The organism is Desulfonema magnum (assembly GCF_017377395.1).
Lineage (GTDB): Bacteria > Desulfobacterota > Desulfobacteria > Desulfobacterales > 4be13 > Desulfonema_C > Desulfonema_C magnum.
Genome location: NZ_CP061800.1, coordinates 916959 through 939209 on the forward strand (window position 1 = coordinate 916959; position 22251 = coordinate 939209).

Annotated in this window: 15 protein-coding genes; 1 reads left to right on the plus strand and 14 read right to left on the minus strand. The window is 50.9% G+C overall.

Annotated features, from left to right (window positions below):
- Window positions 1-94 precede the first annotated feature (94 nt).
- From dnm_RS03655 to dnm_RS03710, 12 genes are all read right to left on the minus strand, one after another.
- On the minus strand, window positions 95-1483 hold the full coding sequence (locus tag dnm_RS03655) for a serine hydrolase domain-containing protein (protein ID WP_207681361.1): 1389 nt from the start codon (window positions 1481-1483) through the stop codon (window positions 95-97).
- Between the two features lie 48 nt (window positions 1484-1531).
- On the minus strand, window positions 1532-3631 hold the full coding sequence (locus dnm_RS03660; protein WP_207681362.1) for a GNAT family N-acetyltransferase: 2100 nt from the start codon (window positions 3629-3631) through the stop codon (window positions 1532-1534).
- 108 nt (window positions 3632-3739) lie between these two features.
- Entirely contained in the window at window positions 3740-6082 is a 2343-nt protein-coding gene (locus dnm_RS03665; RefSeq protein ID WP_207681363.1) for a choice-of-anchor Q domain-containing protein, read from the minus strand.
- Between the two features lie 92 nt (window positions 6083-6174).
- On the minus strand, window positions 6175-6822 hold the full coding sequence (locus tag dnm_RS03670) for an NHLP leader peptide family RiPP precursor (RefSeq protein ID WP_207681364.1): 648 nt from the start codon (window positions 6820-6822) through the stop codon (window positions 6175-6177).
- Between the two features lie 93 nt (window positions 6823-6915).
- Complete coding sequence (locus dnm_RS03675; protein WP_207681365.1) at window positions 6916-8676, minus strand: ATP-binding protein; 1761 nt, start codon at window positions 8674-8676, stop codon at window positions 6916-6918.
- Window positions 8677-8780: 104 nt separating this feature from the next.
- Window positions 8781-10922 carry a choice-of-anchor Q domain-containing protein gene (locus dnm_RS03680; RefSeq protein ID WP_207681366.1) on the minus strand — a complete coding sequence of 714 codons (2142 nt, stop codon included), beginning with the start codon at window positions 10920-10922 and terminating at the stop codon, window positions 8781-8783.
- A gap of 157 nt (window positions 10923-11079) precedes the next feature.
- The gene (locus tag dnm_RS03685) at window positions 11080-11736 is read right to left on the minus strand and encodes an NHLP leader peptide family RiPP precursor (protein WP_207681367.1); all 657 of its coding nucleotides are present in this window, start codon (window positions 11734-11736) and stop codon (window positions 11080-11082) included.
- Window positions 11737-11913: 177 nt separating this feature from the next.
- Window positions 11914-12117 (minus strand): hypothetical protein, encoded by a 204-nt coding sequence (locus tag dnm_RS03690; RefSeq protein WP_207681368.1) that lies wholly within the window; start codon window positions 12115-12117, stop codon window positions 11914-11916.
- A complete protein-coding gene (locus dnm_RS03695) occupies window positions 12114-14264 on the minus strand; it encodes a S41 family peptidase (RefSeq protein WP_207681369.1) in 2151 nt (716 codons plus the stop codon). The genes dnm_RS03690 and dnm_RS03695 overlap by 4 nt, the downstream gene beginning before the upstream one ends.
- Before the next feature lie 59 nt (window positions 14265-14323).
- Complete coding sequence (locus dnm_RS03700; RefSeq protein ID WP_207681370.1) at window positions 14324-17095, minus strand: type 2 lanthipeptide synthetase LanM family protein; 2772 nt, start codon at window positions 17093-17095, stop codon at window positions 14324-14326.
- 101 nt (window positions 17096-17196) lie between these two features.
- On the minus strand, window positions 17197-18354 hold the full coding sequence (locus dnm_RS03705; RefSeq protein WP_207681371.1) for a trans-sulfuration enzyme family protein: 1158 nt from the start codon (window positions 18352-18354) through the stop codon (window positions 17197-17199).
- 13 nt (window positions 18355-18367) lie between these two features.
- Window positions 18368-19003 (minus strand): rhomboid family intramembrane serine protease, encoded by a 636-nt coding sequence (locus dnm_RS03710; RefSeq protein ID WP_246556188.1) that lies wholly within the window; start codon window positions 19001-19003, stop codon window positions 18368-18370.
- Window positions 19004-19376: 373 nt separating this feature from the next.
- Here dnm_RS03710 and dnm_RS03715 point away from each other — a divergent pair, with 373 nt between their 5' ends.
- Window positions 19377-19718 (plus strand): hypothetical protein, encoded by a 342-nt coding sequence (locus tag dnm_RS03715; RefSeq protein ID WP_207681372.1) that lies wholly within the window; start codon window positions 19377-19379, stop codon window positions 19716-19718.
- Between the two features lie 131 nt (window positions 19719-19849).
- Here the strand turns inward: dnm_RS03715 and dnm_RS03720 are convergent, their stop codons facing one another.
- Together dnm_RS03720 and dnm_RS03725 are read right to left on the minus strand one after the other, a co-directional pair.
- The gene (locus tag dnm_RS03720) at window positions 19850-20521 is read right to left on the minus strand and encodes a DNA translocase FtsK 4TM domain-containing protein (protein WP_207681373.1); all 672 of its coding nucleotides are present in this window, start codon (window positions 20519-20521) and stop codon (window positions 19850-19852) included.
- A 45-nt stretch (window positions 20522-20566) separates the two neighbouring features.
- Complete coding sequence (locus dnm_RS03725) at window positions 20567-22231, minus strand: ribonuclease J (RefSeq protein ID WP_207681375.1); 1665 nt, start codon at window positions 22229-22231, stop codon at window positions 20567-20569.
- Window positions 22232-22251 lie beyond the last annotated feature (20 nt).

Sequence of the window (22251 nt, forward strand, 5' to 3'; positions counted from 1 at the left end):
AACATGTTAAATCCAAACCGGAAAACGCCTCGTTCCCAAACCCTGGTTTGGGAACGCACTTGCACACAAAGCCCCCTGGTTTTGTGCAGGCAGATCAGTCTGATAGCAGATTCAGACTGTCTTTTAATAATGAGTCGAATATGTCCGCATCTTCGCAATTCGTCAGCAACACAAATATGATCTTTTTTTCAGGCAGATAAAGCATATCTCCCTGGAATCCCGAGGAGGTTCCGTTATGCCCCCAGGCGACTCCCAAATCCGTATTCTGGTACGACAGCCCCAGTCCGTAATCAGAGCCGTGTTTGTACGGATCAAAGTTTGTCATCTGATCAAGTGAGACCTGGCTTAACAGGGTTTTTTCCTTGAAAAGCGCACTCAGGAACTCGGCCAGCCCGTGAGCATCGGAAATGATGCCTCCGTCTCCCAGTCCGAGAGCGTCATTTGTTTCGGTCACATCCCTCAGTTCATCTGTGTCCTCATCAATCTGATAACCCCGGACGAGCAGGCCGCCGAATCCTCCATCACGTGGTTCCCGAATTTCCATGAACGTGTTCTCCAGTCCCAGGGGATCGTGAATCATACGTCTCATCTCGGCAGCCAGAGAGGAATCGCTCACTTTGTTCACGATCATTTCCAGCAGAAGATAATTTGTGTTGGAATACATAAACGCCGTACCGGCTTCAAAGATATCCCCCTGGTCCGCAAACTCACCCAGGGTCTCAGGATTATCATACACATCGTAAACATAGTCTTCAAGGATTTCCCGGGGCGTCCAGGGGGTCTGTCGGTTCGGATTTTCCCCCACCTTGTCATTATAGGCATCAATGGCCACATAATCCAATACGCCGGCGGTCATGCTCAGAAGATGTCTGATGGTGATGTCCGGACCACCCTGCCCATAACTGATGCGGCTCACAATATCCTCATAAGACAGATGGTTTTGTATCTTATCATCAAGATTCAGCTTTCCTTCCTCACTCAGTCTGAATACCACTGTGCTGACAAAGACCTTAGTCATGCTGGCAATTCGCAGCATATCCGCTGCCTGCATCGGGGTCTGCTTGCTGACATCTGCCAGCCCCGCGGCTCCGGCCCATTGCAATGACGGTGTCCGGATCAGAAGAACGGCCCCGGGGATTTTTGAATCAGCAACAGAAGCGTCCAGCAATTGCTGAAACTGTCCGAAGACAGGCTGCTCTCTTATCCCTGAGACAACCTGCAAGGCAAAAATAGCTTCGGCCGATCCTATCCTGGCGTCATTGTTCACGTCAGCATCTTTGTTCGGAGAGAACGTCTTTCCCGAACAGATTTGAAGTGATGCGATCACATCCGCCAGGTCAACTCTGTTTTCAGAACCCCATACATTCCCCCTGACTGCCCCCGGACTATCGGAGGAACACAGAATGAGGATTCCAAAAATCATGGCGAAAAAATCAGGTCTCAGAAATGCCTTCATCTTTTTCATCATACCAGACTGCATCATTTTACCGACTCCTTTCCTTTTTTACATACCATCTGTATAAATAAAATATTATTTCAATGCCTTAAACGATTCCTTCGTCTCAATGAGCGATGTCAGGTAAGGCCCCAATCGTTTTCTGATAAACCGCACCATGGGAGCGTTGTCCGCCTGGGTGCGCCAGATCCCGCCCTTGGTCGGGATGTGTCCCTCATGAGCATACTGGCGCCGGATGGATTCCGCCAACAGCGGGATGGCCCTTCCTGTGCGCTGAAATTCCTTTCGAACAAACAGGCGATCATAGCGGACAGTGCCAGGCCCAATCCGCACGGTGATCAGCCATCCCACGATTTCGCCCTTGTAACGCAGGCCCAGGCTGTTGATTGGCTCGAACTCCTCATCCACTTTCAGAAACGGGGTCAGGCCGCTGTGATAATAAGGCGGATCATAGGGCCATGCCCTGATCTCCTCAAGCTCCTCCGGTGTCACCTCTGTCCAGGGAAAGATTTTGAAATTCTTCGGAAGCCGGTAATTGTTCATCCAGTCCGATCTCATCATTTGCTCCACATCTTCCCCTTTGCTTGTGCAGATCAGTTGCCGGGGGGTCGGAGACTCCCACCCGCATTTTTCCAGAACACGTTCCAGAACACGTGCGGATGGCTTGTTTGCTGTGTAAATCCCGAAAACGCCGGTGCGTCCCCGTCGGGTCAGTTTCTTTTCCAGCCGGGTCATCAGGACTGTGCCGATCCCCTGGTTCCGAAATTCCTTTGCCACAAAAACAGACAGCACCTCGGGGGTCTGGCCGTCCATCATATCTGCCAGAATCAGGCCCGAGGGCATTCCGAGAATCGAATGGCTTATGGCAATATACGGACCCTTGGGCGACACCTCCTTCAGAAGATGTCGAAATGCGGGAAAGGTCATCTGTTCGTATAAGACCGCCATCGAAGGATCAGGGCAGAGGTACTGTTGATCATTGGCGTACCCGGGCGGCTCATCACGCTCTGCCAACAGGTCAATGTCAAAATAGTCCGCATAATGGCGGATTTTGGAAATCCGGCCAAGGATATCCGTTTTGTCTGACACACCCAGGCGGTCAAACATGAAATGACATTCCGATTCCAGGGCTTTCAGATCATTTCCCGTATGATCAGGATGTTGTGCCAGATAAAAAAGAATGCGCTTATATTCCTCAAGTATTCTGACATGATCTTCCCGGGTGAGACGGCTGGCTTCCTTTTTGGAAAACTGATCCATCAGCGTCGGAAGTCCCTGTCTCAGATCAGAGGAAATGGCCTTTGCATAAGGATGGCAGTTATGATTTTTATATGAGAGATAAGCAAAAAAATGAAGCAGGTCGCAATTGGTCACTCCGGTTCCGGCATTTTTCTCTTCCAGGATGCCATTTTCATCCAGCTCGCTTATGATTTTCTCAGGATCATATTCAAGAAAGGTCAGGGGAGAGATCACAGCGGGAAACGCATCCGCACGGAATCGGCTGACATCGTAGTCATAAAGGGTTCCTTCATAAGCATTGCCAAATGCTTTGTGAAATATTTCCCGGACATGGGCATATCTTCCTAAAAAATCCTCTCTTGCGGTTTCGCTGTCCATGGAAATCGGATGATAAGTCTGACACAGAGACCTCCCGTCCAGAACGCAGGGAATTTTCATCTGCGCTGCCATGTTCAGGCATACAAGCTCACAGATGCTGTGGCACACAAAGCATCCCGCATTTTCTCCCATGCCGCTCTCTGACAGAGCGACACGGATAAGTTCCCGGGATATCTTCTCGTCTGTATGAAATTGTATCAGATCTGTATTCAGCTTCCGGGCGACCTGCTCCGTATTGTGAGCAGCCACATCATTGTGAATGAAGGGGTGTTGCAAGAAAAGGGCCAGAACACGCAGGCGATATTTCCTTTTCAGCAGATACAGGAGATAGGAGCTGTCCTTGCCTCCGCTGAACATCAGCAACACATGATAGGGAATCTTTTGTGTCCTTATACGGTCAAATTCTTCTTCCATTGTTTTCCGAAACAGATGGAAATCCGGTTCGGGCCGATTTCGGCTTTGAACGCATTCCGAACAGATTCCGTGTTCGTTTATCGTGACATATGGTGTCGTATCTGTGCAAATGCATGTTTTGCATATATTCATTGTGTCTGTCATGATCTGATCCTGTCGGTTCGGATGTTTTTCAGAAAATTCTCGTTTCCACTGCCGAAGACCTCCGAGGTTTTGAAAACCTCGGAGGTCTCATGTCAGAGATTACATGGCCTAACGCAGCCCGGAGACTTTCCCCAGGATGAAGATGACCTCGGCAAGCCCGATTTTCCGGTCCCTGTTCACATCCGCATTCAGGCTGATGGTTCCGGCCGGCATCCCTGCTGTCACCTTCAGTGCCAGTATCGCATCTTTCAGGTCGGTCGTGCCGGTTCCGTCAATGTTTCCGGGTTCCGTGGCGGCGTATTCGTAAGCGCCGATGTCGGTCTGTTCCCTGCCAAGCCCCCGCTGATCCGAATCCGGGGCTTCGGTGTCCGATCCTGTGTTGATGGCCGGGCTGTCCTCAAGCAGCGCATGGGTGGCCGTGGATCCGCCGTTGTCCTGCAAGGGCCCCAGTCCGGGATCGGCCGGCGAGGACGCGGACCCCACAATGTCCCCGCTGACATCGTTCGCAAATTCGGTGCTGCCCGTGCTGTCGCCGATGAGGTTGTTTCCGTCCGAGGCGTACAGGCCCGCCTCATATTCGGACAGATCGTTTCCGGAATCCATGGTGGCAATGTTCTTCGCCACAATGGTGTTTTTCATTTTAACCGGATCGAACGCGTAGATTCCCCCGCCGTCCTCCGAGGTGTTGTCCGTGACCGTGCAGTTTGTCAGCGTGAGACTTGCCGGACTGTCCCCGCCGCCGGAGACAATGCCGCCGCCGGCCATGACCGCCTCGTTACCGGAAACGGTGCAGTTGGTGAGTGTCCCGGTCACATTGGCGAAGTTCCCGCCGATGCGGACGGCTCCGCCGCCGCCGACATGCCCCTCCTCAGCCATCTCCACCTTGTTGCCGGAAAGGGTGCATCCGCTCATCTCAAGCTCGGCCGTGGGCTGTCCGCCCTCGTCAATCTCCGCGCCGCTGAACACGCCGCCGCCGCCCCACACGCCCGTGGAGGTGTTTCCGTCAATGGTGCTGTCCGTCATTTTCAGTGTCGCGGTTCCTCCGTACCGGGACCCGTTGAACAGCCCCCCGCCGTCGCCTTTGGCCGTGTTGGACAGAAATTTGCAGTCGCTGATCACCGCATCTGATTTTGCGCCGGTCTTGCCCGCGGCATTCAGAATCGCACCGCCGCCGTAATAGTGCATGCACTCATCAGGATTGGCGGCCTGGCTGCAATTGTATGTGTTGGCAATGTTCCCGCTGAATGTGCAGCCGGTGACGGTCAGGGCCGAGGAGCCGCTTTCGCCCCATGCCTGATGACAGACCGCTCCCCCGACCTGAGCCGCGGAGTTGCCGCTGAAAACAGTGTCGGTCAGGGTCACCGTGACCGAGCCGCCCGCTTTGGCCATGCTGAAAATTGCGCCGCCGCCTTCGATTTTTCCCAAAATTTCAGACATGCCAGCAGCTTGGTTCCGGTCAAATGTGCAAGCGGACACTTCCATATTTGCACCGGAACCGGTGCCGAAAGTGTTGTTTATGACACCGCCGCCACTTTTTGCGGTGTTTTCCGAAACCTGGCAATTGAAAAGCCTCACGGTGGCTATAGCACCTTCATATGCATCATTTCTGACACCGCCCCCATACCCCAGTCCCTCCTGAATGCCGGCAGCGCTGTTACCGCTGATGGTCGAATCACTGATCTCCAAGACTGCCGAACCGCCGGAATTACTCGTTATATTGAATATTCCAGCGCCATCATCGGCAGTGTTGGATGATATCGTGCAGTTGTCCACTTTCAGCGTTGCCGCTATGCCATCGGAAATGTTCACAATTCCTCCGCCTGACTCGGCGCTGTTTTCGGAAACAAGGGTGTCACTGATTTCCAGGCTTCCGTCATAGTTGTGCAGACCGCCTCCGGAAGCATTTGAATCTGTGTCACCTCCGTCGTTGGCCGTATTGTCTGAGACCGTGCAGTTTTTCAGAACCAGGCTACCCCCGTCATTCAAAATCCCCCCGCCCCAAATTGCCGTGTTCCCCGAAACCGTGCAGTTTTCCAGTGTGAGAACACCTTCAAAATTGTATATGCCGCCGCCCCCGGCATCGGAGTTTCCGTTTGAAAATGTAAGACCGGAAATGCTGACGCATACGGTGTCTATGGACAAAATCCGTTCGCTGCCGCCGCCTCTGATGGTCATCATATCCCTGCCAGGGCCTGTGATGGTCAGATTCTTCCGGATAATGATCCGCTGAGACAACTGAACCGTCCCGGTCACGGAAAATGTGATCACTTCTCCTGCCGGGGCATTTTCAATAACGTGGCGGAGCGACCCCTCCCCGGAATCGTTCAGGTTTGCCACTGTTGCCGCAAATATGGCAGGCGAAGCCGTCAGGCTTGCGAAAACAAGCCCGCAGGCCATGCAGATATTAAGACCGAACTTTATGATGAGATTCCGATATTCTGTGTTTGTCATAAGAACCTGACTCCTTTCCAAAATTTTCCTCATACTTGTCATTGTCTTTCAGCCCGTCGGATTTACTTACAGAAAAATATGATTGCTTGGAATCAGAAACAGATACGTCTTTTTCTGACCTTTTGCACACTCTTCGACTTATGATGCATCTCCATACAACTAGGTTCTCCGCTTGACTTTCCTCCCCCTTTTACAATTTCCAGATCCATGTCCGAGAGTTCTCCCTCGTCAACAACGGAGCGATAAGGCAGAACAAGATGCTGCCGGGCGGCCGTGTCTTCCAATGTTTTCACCTCCACGGCATCCGGAACATCCAGGCCCATCTCCTTTTTCAGGGTCTTTTTCGGGCCAAGGGTGAGTTCCTTTCTGAACCCCTCATCTGCCAAGGCCCTGCGGGTGATCAGATCGGACAGGGAGAACCATGCGGAAATCCCCGCGGCAATGGCAAGGGTCTTTCCGGCCGCTGCGCAGGTGGTTCTCAGCATGTCCCTGCGGCTCATTTCCCGCTCATAAAGCGGAGGCAGGGACTCATCAGGCTCCCCTCCTGCCTCGGGAAGCACCAGATAGCGGGTCAGGGCGGTCTCCTCCACAGCCCTGAGCTGAACTGATTCCGGGACAGAGTAGCCGAACTCCCGCTCAAGCACGGACTTGGGGTTTTCAAGCACCGCCGCTTTGAAGGCATCGTCTGTCCATGCCCTTGTGATCACCTTTTCCATGATTTCCTGGTTTGACAACTTCATTTTGAAACCTCCTTTTGCTGATTGTTATCTGCATGTTGTCATCTACATGGATTGGAAATAAGAAAGGGATTTCCTCATCTCCGGAATCCTTACTCACTTTTCCTGAAAATACCTGATTTCCGTGGCGGTTCCGATGCCATTTTCTTTGCAGAACTTCATGGCCCCCCGTGTGAAACCGCCCACCGACAAAAACGCCGGCAAAACCGTTCTTTTCGGAAAACGCTCCGAGTACGCCTCCCTTTTTTCCTGGAACGTCCTCACCATTCTCAGACCGGTCCTGTCCTTTGTCTTCTTCACTTCCACGAGTATTGTCCTGCCGCAGTCCGAGTCCGCCAGGACATCAATCTCCGTCTCCTTTCCGTCCCTGCGCTGAAATTTCTCCCTCATGCGGACATCCGTGATGTTCAGTTTGGTGTCGTCCTCCGCGCCGTCAAAGTATGCGGACAGGGAGAACCGCTTCCGGGACCGGAACTCCGTGAAAAGCTGGAACTCGGCGAATTTGCCAACCAGGTTGCCAAGCCTTCCCCGGAGCGAGTTCCTGTCCCTTCTCAGCCGGTCCAGCTCCTCATTGAAATCTTTTTTCAGATCCGGGGCGAAGTCCCGTATCTCCTTTTCAAACCGCCTGCGGAGGATCAGATTCAGGGTTCCGTCGCTGAGTCCTCTGAAATCAATGTCGGCAGCTCCCTTTCTGATCACATCGGCCCTCACCATGATTTCCAGCTTCTTCCGAATCTCCCCCTCGTCAATGTCCAGCCCGAGTTCCTTTTTCAGTTCCCGGGGTGTCCAGTCTCTGTCCGGATACCTGCTCAGATGCAGCAGCATCTGCTTGGCGTGGCGGTCGTTCACCTTGTCCAACATCAGTTCGATGTATTCTCCCCAGGTCATGGACATCTCCGATTCTCTGTCTGTTATCTCATGGTGGACTGTGTTCACCACGCCCTCCTCCGTGGTCAGATCCTTGCCCTCGAACTCGCTCTGGATCACGCAGGAGATGAAGAAGGGGTCGGACATGCACAGTTGGTTGATCTGTTCAGCGCTCTCGTTCGTGACCGGGACACCCGATGCCTCCGCGTATTTGTAAACCGCCTGGAGTCCGTGTTCCGATGTCAGATAGGGATCAATGAGGGTCCGCCTCAGCCGGCCCGCCTCCAGGTATTTGTCGATCACGCTGATCAGCCACCCCACATAAGATCCTGTCACCAGCATGGGCGCGATCTTGGACTCCACGACTTCATGAAAGCTTCCGGCAAGGGTCTCGTCAGGCTCGGTGCGGCGTTCCCTGTCGGGATAGATGTACTGCGTGATGTTCTGAAACTCGTCTATGATCACGAGAATCCGCTGATCAAAGATATCTGCGAAACGTCTCGGAGCGGTGTAGGCGATCTCCCACACGGAGTCATACAGCTCCCGTTCCCTGTTCCAGAGAAGCTCACTGACATCCTCGGCCAGAATGTCCAGGGATTCGGACATGCCGTATTCCCGTATTCTTTCAAGGGAGAGCGGGCTTCTCACCAGCCGCTCGTCTTGCTCCAGGAATGAGATGTACTGGGATGCGAAGGCCCGGTAATATCCGATGGCGAAATCCGGATACCATGTCTTCTTCTCTTTGATGTTGAAATAAAATGGGATGATGCCCCTGTTCTCGGTCCACAGGCGGTTGAATATCCGCTGCACAATGGCTGTCTTGCCGCTCTTTCTGCGGCCGAGCAGCACCCTGGATTTGCCCATCCTCCTGGGAATCAGGTCAAGCCACCGGCCGAGAAGGGCGAATTCCTTTTCCCGTCCCACCAGAAGGTCGGGATCCCCGATGCTCTCGGACAGCGGGTAGCGCATTTTCACATTTTTTTCTCTCATGGTCTGCTCCTTTTTTCTCGGATTGTGAGAACTGCATGGATTCACGATAAGAAAAGGATGTCTCAATCCATCTTCTTATCGTGAATCCCTGTAGTTCTGACCTCCTAACGCAGCCCGGAGACTTTCCCCAGGATGAAGATGACCTCGGCAAGCCCGATTTTCCGGTCCCTGTTCACATCCGCATTCAGGCTGATGGTTCCGGCCGGCATCCCTGCTGTCACCTTCAGCGCCAGTATCGCATCTTTCAGGTCGGTCGTACCGGTTCCGTCAATGTTTCCGGGTTCCGTGACCACGTATTCGTAAGCGCCGATATCGGTCTGTTCCCTGCCAAGCCCCCGCTGATCCGAATCCGGGGCCTCGGTGTCCGATCCTGTGTTGATGGCCGGGCTGTCCTCAAGCAGCGCATGGGTGGCCGTGGATCCGCCGTTGTCCTGCAAGGGCCCCAGTCCGGGATCGGCCGGCGAGGACGCGGACCCCACGATGTCCCCGCTGACATCGTTCGCAAATCCGGTGCTGCCCGTGCTGTCGCCGATGAGGTTGTTTCCGTCCGAGGCGTACAGGCCGGCCTCATATTCGGACAAATCGTTCCCGGAATCCAGGGTGGCGGTGTTTTTTGCCACAATGGTGTTTTTCATTTTAACCGGGTCGAACGCGTAGATACCCCCGCCGTCCTCCGAGGTGTTGTCCGTGACCGTGCAGTTTGTCAGCGTGAGACTTGCCGGACTGTCCCCGCCGCCGGACACGATCCCGCCGCCGGCCATGACCGCCTGGTTTCCGGAAACGGTGCAGTTGGTGAGGGTTCCGGTCACATTGGCGAAGTTCCCGCCGATACGGACGGCTCCGCCGCCGCCGACATGCCCCTCCTCAGCCATCTCCACTTGGTTGTTGGAAAGGGTGCATCTGCTCATCTCAAGGGTGGCAATAGGCTGACCGCCCTCGTCGATCTCCGCGCCGCTGAACACACCGCCGCCGCCCCACACACCTGTGGAGGTGTTGCCGTCAACGGTGGTGTCCGTCACCTTCATCGTTGCCGTGCCAGCGTATTTGGACCCGTTGAACAGAGCGCCCCCGTCACCTTTGGCAGTATTGGACAGGAATTTGCAATTGCTGATCACCGCGTCCGACTTTGCACCAGCCTTTTCCGCAGCATTCAGAATCGCTCCGCCGCCGTAGTAGGCATCATTGCAGACATTCTGCGTAAATGTGCAGCCAGAGACCGTCAGGACGGATGCGGCATTTTCCCCATATGCCTGATGACGCACGGCACCGCCGACTTCCGCTGATGAGTTCCCGGTGAATACAGAATTTGAAAGGTTCACAGCAGCCGTTGCGCCGGCATTGGTCATACTGGAAATTCCGCCGCCGCCATTTTTTGCTTCCATGTCTTCGCTGGTTCCGGTGGACTGGTTCTGATCAAAGGTTGATCCGGATATGTCAATTTCTGACCGGGAACCAGATATCTCCGCCAGGCTGAGGATGCCTCCGCCGTTTTGGGCCGTGTTCCCGGATACCCCGCAGTTGAGAAGAGTGACCGAGGAGGTCGCCCCGGACGCTCCGCTTCCGCTGAGGATGCCTCCTCCCACGAGGCTTGCCGTGTTTTGTGAGACTACGGAATCCGTCAGTTCTGCTGATGCTGAGGTGTTATCCTCGGCAACTGTGTTGGAGATGCCACCGCCGATCTCCGCATTGTTTTCGGAGACAGTGGTGTTCCGGAGAGCTAGGGTTCCCTGATAGTTCAGTATCCCTCCTCCGGTTTTGCCGGTATTACCTGAAATTGTGCAGTTTTCCAGAGTCAGATTGCCTTTGTAGTTAAAAATTCCTCCGCCATCGTCGGCATTTCCGTCGCCATTCACGGGTTTTCCGTTTGAGACCGTCAGACCGGAGAGGGTCACGTTTGCCGAGTCAATTCCAAAAACCCGGTCAGCACTGTTTCCGTCTATTGTCAGAATATCCTGTCCGGGGCCTCTGATGGTCAGTTCCTTGTCAATGATGATCTGATCCGTCAGCCGGATTGTTCCGGTCACGGAAAAGTCAAGCGTCTCTCCTTCGGAAGCGTTCTCCACGGCAACGCGGAGCGACCCCTCCCCGGAATCGTTCAAATTAGTCACAGTGCCGGCAAATACGGCCGGCGAAAACAGCAGAACAGTGAAAAACGATGCCCATGCCATGCTGGAATAAAAAGCAATCACGCGATACCGACCCATGCCGATGAGATTATGAATCATCTCTTTTATTCTCACTGTCATTATGAGTTACCTCCATACGTTTATAACCTGACTAAATCGCTGTCAGCAATATTCATTCAGGCTATCATGATATAAACAACTATAATAACTTAAGTAAGTTATCAAGCAAATCCAACTTCTCTGACATCAGAAAAGTTCGTCGGAAACAGTACGATTATCAGCATCTCCTCCGACGACATTTGATGGAAGAAGATGCATTTATAACACGCCCAGGAACCATCTGATTAGCACCACAACTTGATTTTCCCCCGGCCGCCACAGTTTCCAGATCATCATCCGAGAGTTCCCCCTCGTCGGCAGCAGAGCGACAGGGCAGGACAAGATGGCGTTCGGCAGCCGTGTCTTCCAGGGTTCTCACCTTCACGGCATCCGGAACGTCCAGGCCCAGCTCCCTTTTCAGCGTCTTTTTCGGGCCCAGGGTGAGTTCCCTTCTGAACTGATCATCCGCCAAAGCCCTGCGGGTGATCAGATCGGACAGGGAGAACCAGGCCGAAATCCCCGCGGCAAGGGCAAGGGTCTTTCCGGCCGCGGCGCAGGCGGTCTTCAGCATGTCCCGGCGGCTCATTTCCCGGTCCGAACCCGGGAACAGGAACTCGTCGGGCCTGTTTCCGCCCACGGGCAGCACCAGATAGCGGGTCAGGGCGGTCTCCTCCACCGCCTCGATCCGAACCGATTCCGGAACCGTGTAACCGAACTCCCGCTCAAGTACGCCTTTGGGGTTATCAAGCACCGCCGCTTTGAAGGCATCATCTGTCCATGCCCGTGTGATGATTTTTTCCATCATGTCCTGTTGATGGGTTAAACCTGACTTCATTTTAAAACCTCCTTTTTCTGATGGTTATCTACATGGATTGAGGATAAGAAAGGGATTTTCTCATCTCCGCAATCCTCACTCTACAGTTGGTTAAAAATCCGCTGCACAATGGCCGTCTTGCCGCTCTTTCTTCGCCCGAGCAATACTCTGGACTTGCTCATCCGCTTTGGTACCATGTCAAGCCATCGGCTGAGAAGGGCGAATTCCTTCTCCCGCCCCACCGGCAAGTCGGGACCCCCGATGCTTTCGGACAGCGGATACCGCATTTTCCAGCTCTTTTTCCCTCATGGACACCTTCTTCAGAAGATGCCGAAACGCGGGAAAAGTCATCTGTTCACACATGGCAGCGGCAAAGCTGTCAAGGATTTGTATTTCATTCAATTTGTAATCAGTCCTTTCAATGTCCGAATACCTTGTTCCAGTATTTCATCCCGTCCCTGTCTCAGTGCCCGGATCGTGGGGCTGACTCTCACATCGGGAATGATGCCGATGCCCTGAAAGGGAGTGCCGTCGGGCCAGGTCACACGCATCCCGGTAAATGAGAGCCATCCGCCTCCGGGCAGATCAGCAAAGGCCATGTTGCCATGACAGCCCGCGGTAGGCGATCCCACAAAAACGGCACGGTTTGCGTTTCTCAGGTACATGCAGAAATCTTCCGCAGAGCTTTGGGTAGTCTCATCAGTCAGAGCCACCACAGGCTTATCATACACATATCCGTTCCTATCCGGTTTTATCACATATTGAATCACCGACCATTTCAGCACATCGGCATCAGGATAGGCCGCAACAGGGATTTCATATCTCGGAGAGCATACTGTTTCTCTGCATAATCGTCGTATCAGTTCCTGCTGAAAATGTGTTTTGGGATATCCGCGCAGGTCAATGATAAGACCATCTGTATTTTCTAAGAGATGAAAGGCATTGTCAAGAATCTTCACACCCGCCATGGTAAAGGGCGTCATATATCCGAGGTTGTTTTCCAATATGCGGATATGCTTTGCAGCAGGCGGCATGGCAAAAAAAGGAACCGTTGCTTTGCGCTCAGTCTCTCCCTTCTCTTGAGTCGGCTCCATGAACCGCAGGCTGAGTTCTGTGAGCCTGCCTGCATTCCGCACAGTCAGTTTCAGTTCTTTCCCTTTTTCTCCCATGACCATTCGGCCCAGAAAATCCCGGTAAAATGCCTGATCCGAGGACGCTGAAATGCGAAGGCGAAATTGGGTTTCAAGCGAATCAACAGACGTGTCATTGATCCGGATGACCTCATCTCCGAGTGAAATTCCCGGTGCTTCACTTATTTCTCCGATAACAACCTTTTCCTCAGCATACTTCAGCCGGACAGGAATCGCTGCGGATTTCTCAATGGCCGGATGCCGGACATGGGCATGACTGTCATGCAACTGAACCGTAAGTGCTTTAAGAACCCGATAATACGCCTTCAAATCCGGGGCTGCTTCTGCTTTCGGAATCCATTTATACAAAAGGGCATCCCAGTCTCTGACATCGAAAAGCGGAAAAAAATGTCTGAGGATCACCCATGTCTTCAACAGCCCCATGAGCCGCTCTTCCCTGGAAAGCCTGTCAGAGATGGGTTCGGGTTCTGGAAACTGCATCGGAGGCGGAAACAAAGGGGAAGTGTATTTGCTTTTTTCTGCCAAGACCTGCTCTGCAACGGCTGGCAATTCATGAGAGGGGATCGGCGCAGGTCGAACAAGATCAGGCTGGAACCTTGACAACAGGGCATTCAGGTGAACTTCGATATCTTCGTTATAAGTGATGGCTTCTGATCTGGGAATGGAAAACGAGCCGGTTTGTTCCCATATCACACGGATCCGGGGCAAGGACTGCAACGCGCTTAACTGTTGCCAAAAATGGGAAACAGAGCTGTTATTAACGACGAAAACCAATGGGATGCGGCTGAAATGCTCTGGTTCCGAAAACGGATTCACTCTGATTCCGTGGGAGACTTCCCATGTCTGGCGATAGATATAAGGTTCCCCGTCCTCATTCCAGCCGTGATGGACGCGCCTGATTTCGGGAATGCCGCGGCAGGGCGAATCAGCAAAAAAACGGAGAAAGGTATGCGGAAGATTTTTGTCGTATGGAGAACGCCAGCGCAGATCAACGATCAGACGTTTTGCATTCCTAAGGGTTTCTGACACCTGACTCAGCTGGTTCAGGAATGACTTTGAGCGGATGCTGTCCGGCCCGATACCGAGGATTGAAGTGATTTTGTCTGAGATGCTGAACTCGGAAGATTCGGGTTTGCAATCCTCGGCCGAGAGATCAGGAGAAGGCTTCTGACGTGCAAAAGTCAGGGGATCATCAAGCCATCTGAAAAGGCCGTCATTTAAAGCGGAAACAGCCTGTGCCGAATCCGCGGTGTTCTCAATTTTGGGAATCATTTTAAGCAAAACCCGGTTCCAGTCCGCCCCGATATTTCTGCACACGATTGCGGGATGGAACAGATAAACTTTCCCCCATATATCCGCAAGCATATGAAGCCGTCTGAGACGAAGTTGTTTTTTCATAGCGTAAATATCCCGAACAGACCTGCGAGGTTTTCAAAACCTCGCAGGTCTTTCCAAAATTATTCCCACAAAAGCACGCACGGAAACTGATCCGGATACGCCAGCCGCAGCAATACATAGCCGATGCCCGCGCTCCCCCTGAAAAACCCGGGATTATCCACGGGCGCGGGGAAGTCCTCAAACAAATTGAAATTTCCCTCTTTTTTTTTACGAGCCAGAATCCGCGCAGCGTTTTCATGTGCGGCTCTGAGCAGTTCTTTCCGCTTGAGGCGTTTGGCAGCCTCCAGCAGAAATTCAATCCGGCCGAAATTGCCACAACAGACAAAATCCGGGCCGTCCCACGGGTCATCACAGGTGGTCTGAATTGCGATTTCAATATGATTTCGGATTTCGGGCGTGTCGAGTTTCTTCAGCCCGCCCGCACGGGCCAGACCGATGCCCGGTGCACCGTGGCAAAAACTGTTCCAAAAATCAGGGGCCTCCGCATGAGAACCGAATGCCCGCCAGTTGCCATTATCGGGTGAGAAAAAGGTGTTCTCGAACGCAATCGCCTCTTTGGCAGCCTGCCTGAATACCTCCTGGTTTGTCACCGCGTACAGACGGAGCAGTGCGTAAGCAATCCCTGCGGTGCCGTGGGCCATTCCCGAAATCCTCTTTCCCCGGATGGTCTTCCATGACCGGAGCCCGGATTCATCCGCACTCCGCTTTGCCAGCAAGTGCCTGCCACATTGAACAGCCCGTTCCAGGATTTCGGTCTCCGGAGCCGCGTCATATAAGGCCAGCAATCCGAGTATCGCACCGGCAGAACCGTCCAGAAGATCAAATTTTTCATCTGCCTCAGTCAGACCATCTGTCATAAGAGCGCAAATATTACGAGCAGTTTTCAGAAGCGATGGTTTTTCCAAAAACCTGCTGATCCGGGTCAGCGCATAAATGAGGGAGCTGATCCCGCTACCTGCGCCAAGCATTGCATTGCGAGGAATGGCATCATTCTCCGCACGCGTGCAAAGCGGTTCCAGGGCTTTGCTCGCCAGTTTTCCATAGCCTGCCCCCGGATGCACCTGTTCCATTGCCGAGAGAAACAGGGCGATACCACTAATTCCCTGGTACAAAAAATAATCCGGGGCTTGGAATCGCCAGAGCGGTCGTCCGTCAGAGGCGATGATATCTTCCGGAATGGCCCATGACACAGCCCCGGTTCCGGAGAAAATCGCCATTTCCCGGATATGATCTGCGATTTCCCGGGCAGTTTCCATGAGTTTTTCAGCGGTCAGGGGTTCGGCATTTTCCTTTTTCAAAGCCTTTGGTCTTTGAATGGAAATCTCATCAGTAAATGCGCTGCGAAAATAAAAGGAACTGCGGATAAAAGCAATTTCTCTTGCCAGTTCTCTTTCATTTAAGCCTCTGACACGGGAGTTCATTCGGTCATAAGCGGTTTTGGCAAAATAATCTTCAAGGCATCCGGATGAGGAGAAATATAACCCCTTATTGGCTGCGTCTGTCCGGAAATATGGGATATCCATATCTTCCATCATTTCTATTTCCGCGTAACATCGGGGAAGGATACAGGGCAGTGCGTCAGAAGCAACCGGAAGCCGGGTCAGACAGGATTCGAGAAATTTTCTGCGATCTTGTTCATGTCTGAGAAATTTGGGATCAAGCGATCTTTTCAGTATGCGTTCGTAAAGCGATGTGTCACGAAAGATCATCCGGATGTTCTGACGTATAAATCCTTTCAGGGGGCTCCTGTTTCCAATGAATACTGTCCTGTGCTCCGCCAAGTAACGGTACATTTTGCTGAATCCCCGGATGAACCGTTCTGTTTCATGTTCCGAGGGAATGGGAAGTTTTCCCATGGCGCTTACATCACACGGATTTCCTTTCGCGTCCGTTTCCCATGTTGGGAGAAAATGCGTGCCCAGGGCTGTCCCGGAAAATCGTCTCTGAACAGGGGACAGAATATCGCTTTCATATCGTACACGGGGTTGTAAAAGGGTTTCCAAGTCAATCAGCACCGGATATTTTCCGCAGACCATGACATTTTCATGCTGAAAATCCGATCCCCCGAGAACGTAAATCAGGCAAAGGAGCATTCCTGCACGATAATAGTATCCCAGAGACTCATCCCCGGGTTCAAAAAGTTGATATCCGGCATATTCCATCCACCCGTAATTTTTTCGGGAAATAATGCCGAGGGTTTTGAATTCGGGGAAATCAGTGTTCCGGCTGAACCAGCGGAGCAGATCGAACCACGCGGAATCAATATCAGGATTCCTGGGTTTGTAAAGGAGTTTCAGACCGGAATCAAACACGACAAGTATGACTGAGCGGCCCTGGTGATGGGGATCAGACAATCCTCCTCTGGCCTCAGTGATCTGGCTGATTGTCCGGTCGGGCGCATAAGTTTTCTGTAATGTCTGCCAGTCAGCACGGAGCCGTTCGAGAAATTCTCTGCATGATTCGATCCAGAAGTTGATAAGGGTTTTCAGCAGCTTTTCAAAAACGGCGAATTCACAAAAAAGGGAGGAGCATCCATTCTCAAGTATCTCGCTGATAAATGCCTGATGCAAGTTCTCATCGGGTTCGGATTCCCGGGATTGAATGAGAAAAGATGGCTGACGGACAGCCTGAAATGCGGAAAATTTCAGGTTTAACAATGGCCGAGCCGTTTCAGCGAGCCTTCGAAGCAGCCATTGTTCAAGACCCGCATGAGCGGATCGGGTTAGCAAAAGGTAGTTTTCACCTGTCTTTTCCAGTAATCTTTGCCTGGCAGCCCGGGTAATTGGCCGGAAAAGTTCGGAATAGATAATATCGTGCTGATTTTCTTTCATTTCAGATTTCGATATCTCTCGGAGAGGGATTGAACATCCCGCCGCAGGGGGTTGCAACCCCGTTCGGGATATTTTTGTGCGAAATTTACAGATTCCAAATATCAGGGAGTTAACGCCTGATCAAAATCTTCAATCAGGTCCTCGGTTGCTTCCAGCCCCACGGATAAACGGATAAGTCTGTCAGATATCCCCAATGCCTGCCGGTCTTCCTGAGACATGCCGGAATGCGATGTTGTCGCAGGTCGGGTGATGAGGGTTTCCACACCGCCCAGACTTGGTGCGCTGATGGACAGCGTTGTATTTTGAATAAAACGGTCAGCCACTTCGACATCTCCTTTTAATTCAAAACTGAGCATCCCGCTGAAGCCGTCAAATAACTCCCTGGCACGCTCATGGTCAGGATGGCTTTCAAGTCCGAGATAGTTTATTTTTTCAACCGCGGGATGATGTTCCAAAAATTTTGAAATGGCCAGCGCACTTTCATTCTGATACCTTACCCTCACGGCCAGAGTTTTCATCCCCCGGTGAAGCAGAAAGCACGCATGCGGATCAAGGGATGCTCCGAGATGATTCAGCTTGTGTGTGATCTGTTGTATCAGTTCCCCGCGGCCGATCACAGCGCCGGCCACAATATCTGAATGCCCGTTAAGGTATTTTGTGCAGCTATGAAGCGAAAGATCAAAACCCTGTTCCGGCGCTCGGAAATTGACGGGACTGGGAAAGGTGTTATCTGTCATGGAAATGAGGTGATGAGCCGTGGCAAATTCAACAACAGCGATGAGGTCTGCTACCTGTAAGAGAGGATTGGTCATACTTTCAACGTAGATCACTTTGGTTTCGGCCCGCAATTTGGGTTCCCAGGACTCCGGGTCACTTCCGTCAATAAAATCATAAAAAATGCCCAATTTTGTCAGATCCTTGGTAATGAAATCATGCGTGCCCCCATACAGGCAGTTCTGTACCAGAAGATGATCCCCCGGGGAAAGAAGTGACAGAAGCGTTGTGGATATTGCCCCCATGCCGCTGGCCGTGACAAGGGCTGCCTCGGCATTTTCCAACGCGGCCAGTTTTTTGTGAAGGGCAATATGATTCGGGGTGTTGTTCAGACGAATATATTTGAGATCATGGTAGCTGCTCTGTCCCCCGTATTCAAACGTGGAGGACTGAAATACCGGCAGACTGACAGATCCCCGGATACGCTCTTCAGGTTCCCCGGCATGAATGAGTTTGGTTTCGATGTTCTGATATGTTTTCGGCATGAATCGGTTCTCCTTATTTGTCAGTGTCTTTCCATCTGTTCGGACTTTCTAAAAAATCAACGGGTTGTTTTTTTTCAACGGCTTTGTTTTTTTTCAATGGCTTTGCAAGTGCGAATCCGAAGGCCGCTCCCATCGATCCGCCCACAATATGAGCCATCTGTGAAATATTGTCGCCACGGAACGCGTTAAAAACTTCGGTTCCGATGAAGATACCCGCGACGAGTATGAATGTCAGCGGAACGGTACCTTGCTTTATATCCGCAATGGAACCCAGGATAATCAGCATAAATACAATACCGCTCGCGCCAAAGAGTCCGGTGGAAAATACAAGTACATTTATAATCCCTGTAAAAAATGCTGTAAAGAGCATCATCACAAGAATGGTGAGGCTGCCGTATTTTTCTTCAAGCAGGGGGCCAAGAAGCAGAATATAGGTGAGATTGCTGAACAAATGGCGCCAGCTTCCGTGACCAAGCACATGCGACACCAGCCGAAAATAATCCGGCGGATTTAAAAACGACATGCTCGGCCTTACGACAAAATACCGGAGTGTGAACTCATGAATCAGAACAGAATTAACAAGATGAATCATCACAACGATAATGGAGAAGGTGAGAATAACAGGGGAATTATACTGAATTCTGTTCATATTGACATCCTTTTATCTTTTTTTCCTATGTGTTATGACATCATAATTATGGTTATCACTCTAAAAAAATTTTGAAAAGTTAATCTTGGCACACCGGAAACATACTGAATGACTAAGCTGAATCCATAAATCCGAACCCGGCCTGATAACGGAAATATAAATTTACCAACGATTAGCATAATTCATTAACAATTAGCATAATTCATAAGATTTTACCACATAAAAAAACATTTAGGTACCTGTGCAAAAGTTTTTAATATTTTCCAATCCGAGAATAAGCAGACAGCAGGCAATGAGATTTATAAAAAAATATAAAAAACTTTTGGTGAGGTACTTATGATGCAACAGACAATCTTTCCGTACTCTTATAAGAGTGTTCGCTCCCGGATACAACAGCGAACTGAATCAGATCGAGCGGACCGGCGACATCGGGACAGGGGAAAATGCGGAAATCTCCTCTGAACTGAAAGTGAAATCCGGAGCTGCGGCAGGGGAGACCATACCGCTCACCGGAACCCTCTCTTATGATACGGACGGCGACGGCATGAACAATGTGACCCGGGCAACCGATGACCTCGGAGATGCTGCCGCGGATACGGTGGCTGAACTTGTTGTGGACAGATGTATGGACGGTGATACCAATACGGACGGGTTTGCCGACATGCAGGATGTTGTTACGGATATTAAAGCTGCTGACAGGAAGAGACACCGGTGATATGTGTTCTGACGCTGATACCAACGAAGACGGGAAGATCGGAACTGAGGAAGTGATCAGAATTCTGAAGGAAATTTCCAAATAAAATAAAAAAAGGGGCTTAAATGTGATTTAAGCCCCTTTTTTTATTTTCATTCAGAAATCTCATTTTTATCATAAATATCATTTTCCAAGGCATCTCCGGCATTTTCTTTAGCCGCTTGTAAGCGTTTTTTTGCTCTTCTCCGCTGTTCTTTTCGGATGATGAACAGCGTTGCTGCACGTTTCATACCTCGGGTGAACATCTGGCCGCAACAATTAAAAACAGATATCAGCGGCATCATGGAAAGCCCTGTAACAAGAAGAAAAGCGAACATCCACATAAAAATTAACATGATCACGCCGATGGTGACATTGGAAACGCTGATGAGATATGCTTTCAATAACATACCAACCACCCCGCCTGCTGTGACAGTATGTCCGAAAATAAGACAATAATCTTGTCGGAAAGCCAAGAGAGTTCCCGTAGCGATGATCAGGAGTATTGCGCCGGCCACACCTCTGAAAACAGCCGTTCTATGATCATTTCCCATAAAACGGATACACGAGAAAACAAGCAATGCAGGGATACAGAATGCACTAAAGCCGAACAGTTCTGTCAGACTGCCTGATATATACGCTCCGGGCAAACCAAAAAAATTATGAATATCATCCTGTGACCTTGCATGATGACCCGAAGGATCAGAAGGCGTGTATGACAAAAGACTGATCAGCGTAAAAACAGCAAGAAAAAACAAAAAAATTCCAGCAAAATCTTTACGCATATTTCAAGTTTCGAGTTTCAAGTTTCAAGTTTCAAGTTTCAAGCCTCACACTTCCAGAATAAAAGGCAGAATGACCGGACGACGTTTTATAGTAAAATTAAAATATCTTCTCAGATCCGCCTGCATTCTTGCCCGTATTTTTTCTATTCTGTCCGGAACATCAGGCTCCACATCTTCCACGATCTCCAGAACAACACAGATAGCGTCTTCCAGGAGATGCCCGGTCTGAGTTTCAAAAACAAAACCTTTTGAAATAATTTCAGGGCCATAGACCACAATCCCTGTTTCCTCGTCAAAAGCCAGAGTGACAGCCACAAAGCCATCTTCAGACAAGGCCCGTCTTTCTTTGAGGATATCCCGGCCCACATCACCGATCCCTTTGCCGTCAATCAGCACACGGCCGGTTTCGATGCTGTCCTGAATTCTCCCGCCTGCTTCGTCAAATTCAATGATCTGCCCGTCTTCGGCACGAAGAATTCTGGATTTTGGAATGCCGATCTGTTCGGCCAGCCGTGCATGAAGAATCAGATGCCGAAACTCTCCGTGAATGGGAATGAAATACCTGGGCTTTGTCAGATGGATCATCATCTTTAATTCTTCCTGAAACGCGTGACCTGACACATGAATCTCGGATATTTTTTCATAAATCACATCCGCGCCCCTTCGGTAAAGATTATTGATGATCTTTGCAATGGCCTTTTCATGACCTGGAATAAATTTTGAGGAAAGAATCACCGTATCCCCTTCCCGTATTTTGACCTGCTTATGGATACCGCTGGCCATACGGGCAAGGGCGGACATGGGTTCCCCCTGGCTGCCGGTGGTGATGATCACAACCATGTCATCCGGGAAATCACTGACTTGGTCAATCCCGATTTCCATATCTTCGGGAATATGGAGATATCCAAGTTGTTTTGCAATACTGACTGTTACTTCGATACTCCTGCCGTTAATAATGACCTTACTGCCTTTATCCTTTGCAACATCAATAATCTGCTGTATTCGGCCGATGTTGGAAGCAAAAAGCGCCACAATCACACGGCCTGTGGTTTTTGAAATAATACGTCTCAGGGTTTCGCCGATTTCTCTGTCAGAAATGGTATAGCCCTCCTTTTCCACATTTGTGGAATCCGACAGCAGGGCCAAAACGCCTTTTTCTCCGCACTGGGCAAATTTGTTGACGTCGGTCATCATGCCATCAATGTTCGTGTGGGTGATTTTAAAATCACCTGTGTGAACAATAAGACCCAGGGGCGTTCTGATGGCAATGCCGACACCATCCACAACGCTGTGGCTGACATGAATAAACTCAAGCTCAAATTCGCCTATATTAAGCTTATGTCCCGGAGAAATTTCATTTAATGAAGCAGATGAAAGAAGGTCATGCTCTTCAAGCTTATGACGTACAACTCCCAACGTAAAAGGGGTTCCGAACACCGGTGCGTCAACCTCCCGAAGCAGATAGGGCAGTGCGCCGATATGGTCTTCGTGAGCATGGGTTAATATGATTCCCGCGACATCGGACTTTCTCTCTTTTATGTAATCCATTTTCGGAATTACAAAGTCAACGCCCAGCATATAGTCTTCAGGGAACATCAGGCCCGAGTCAATTACAATAAGAGAGCCGTCATATTCAACGACCATCATATTGAGGCCGATCTCTCCCAGGCCGCCAAGAGGAATGATTTTTAATTTTTTGTCATGTGTCATGTGTCATGTGTCATGTATGA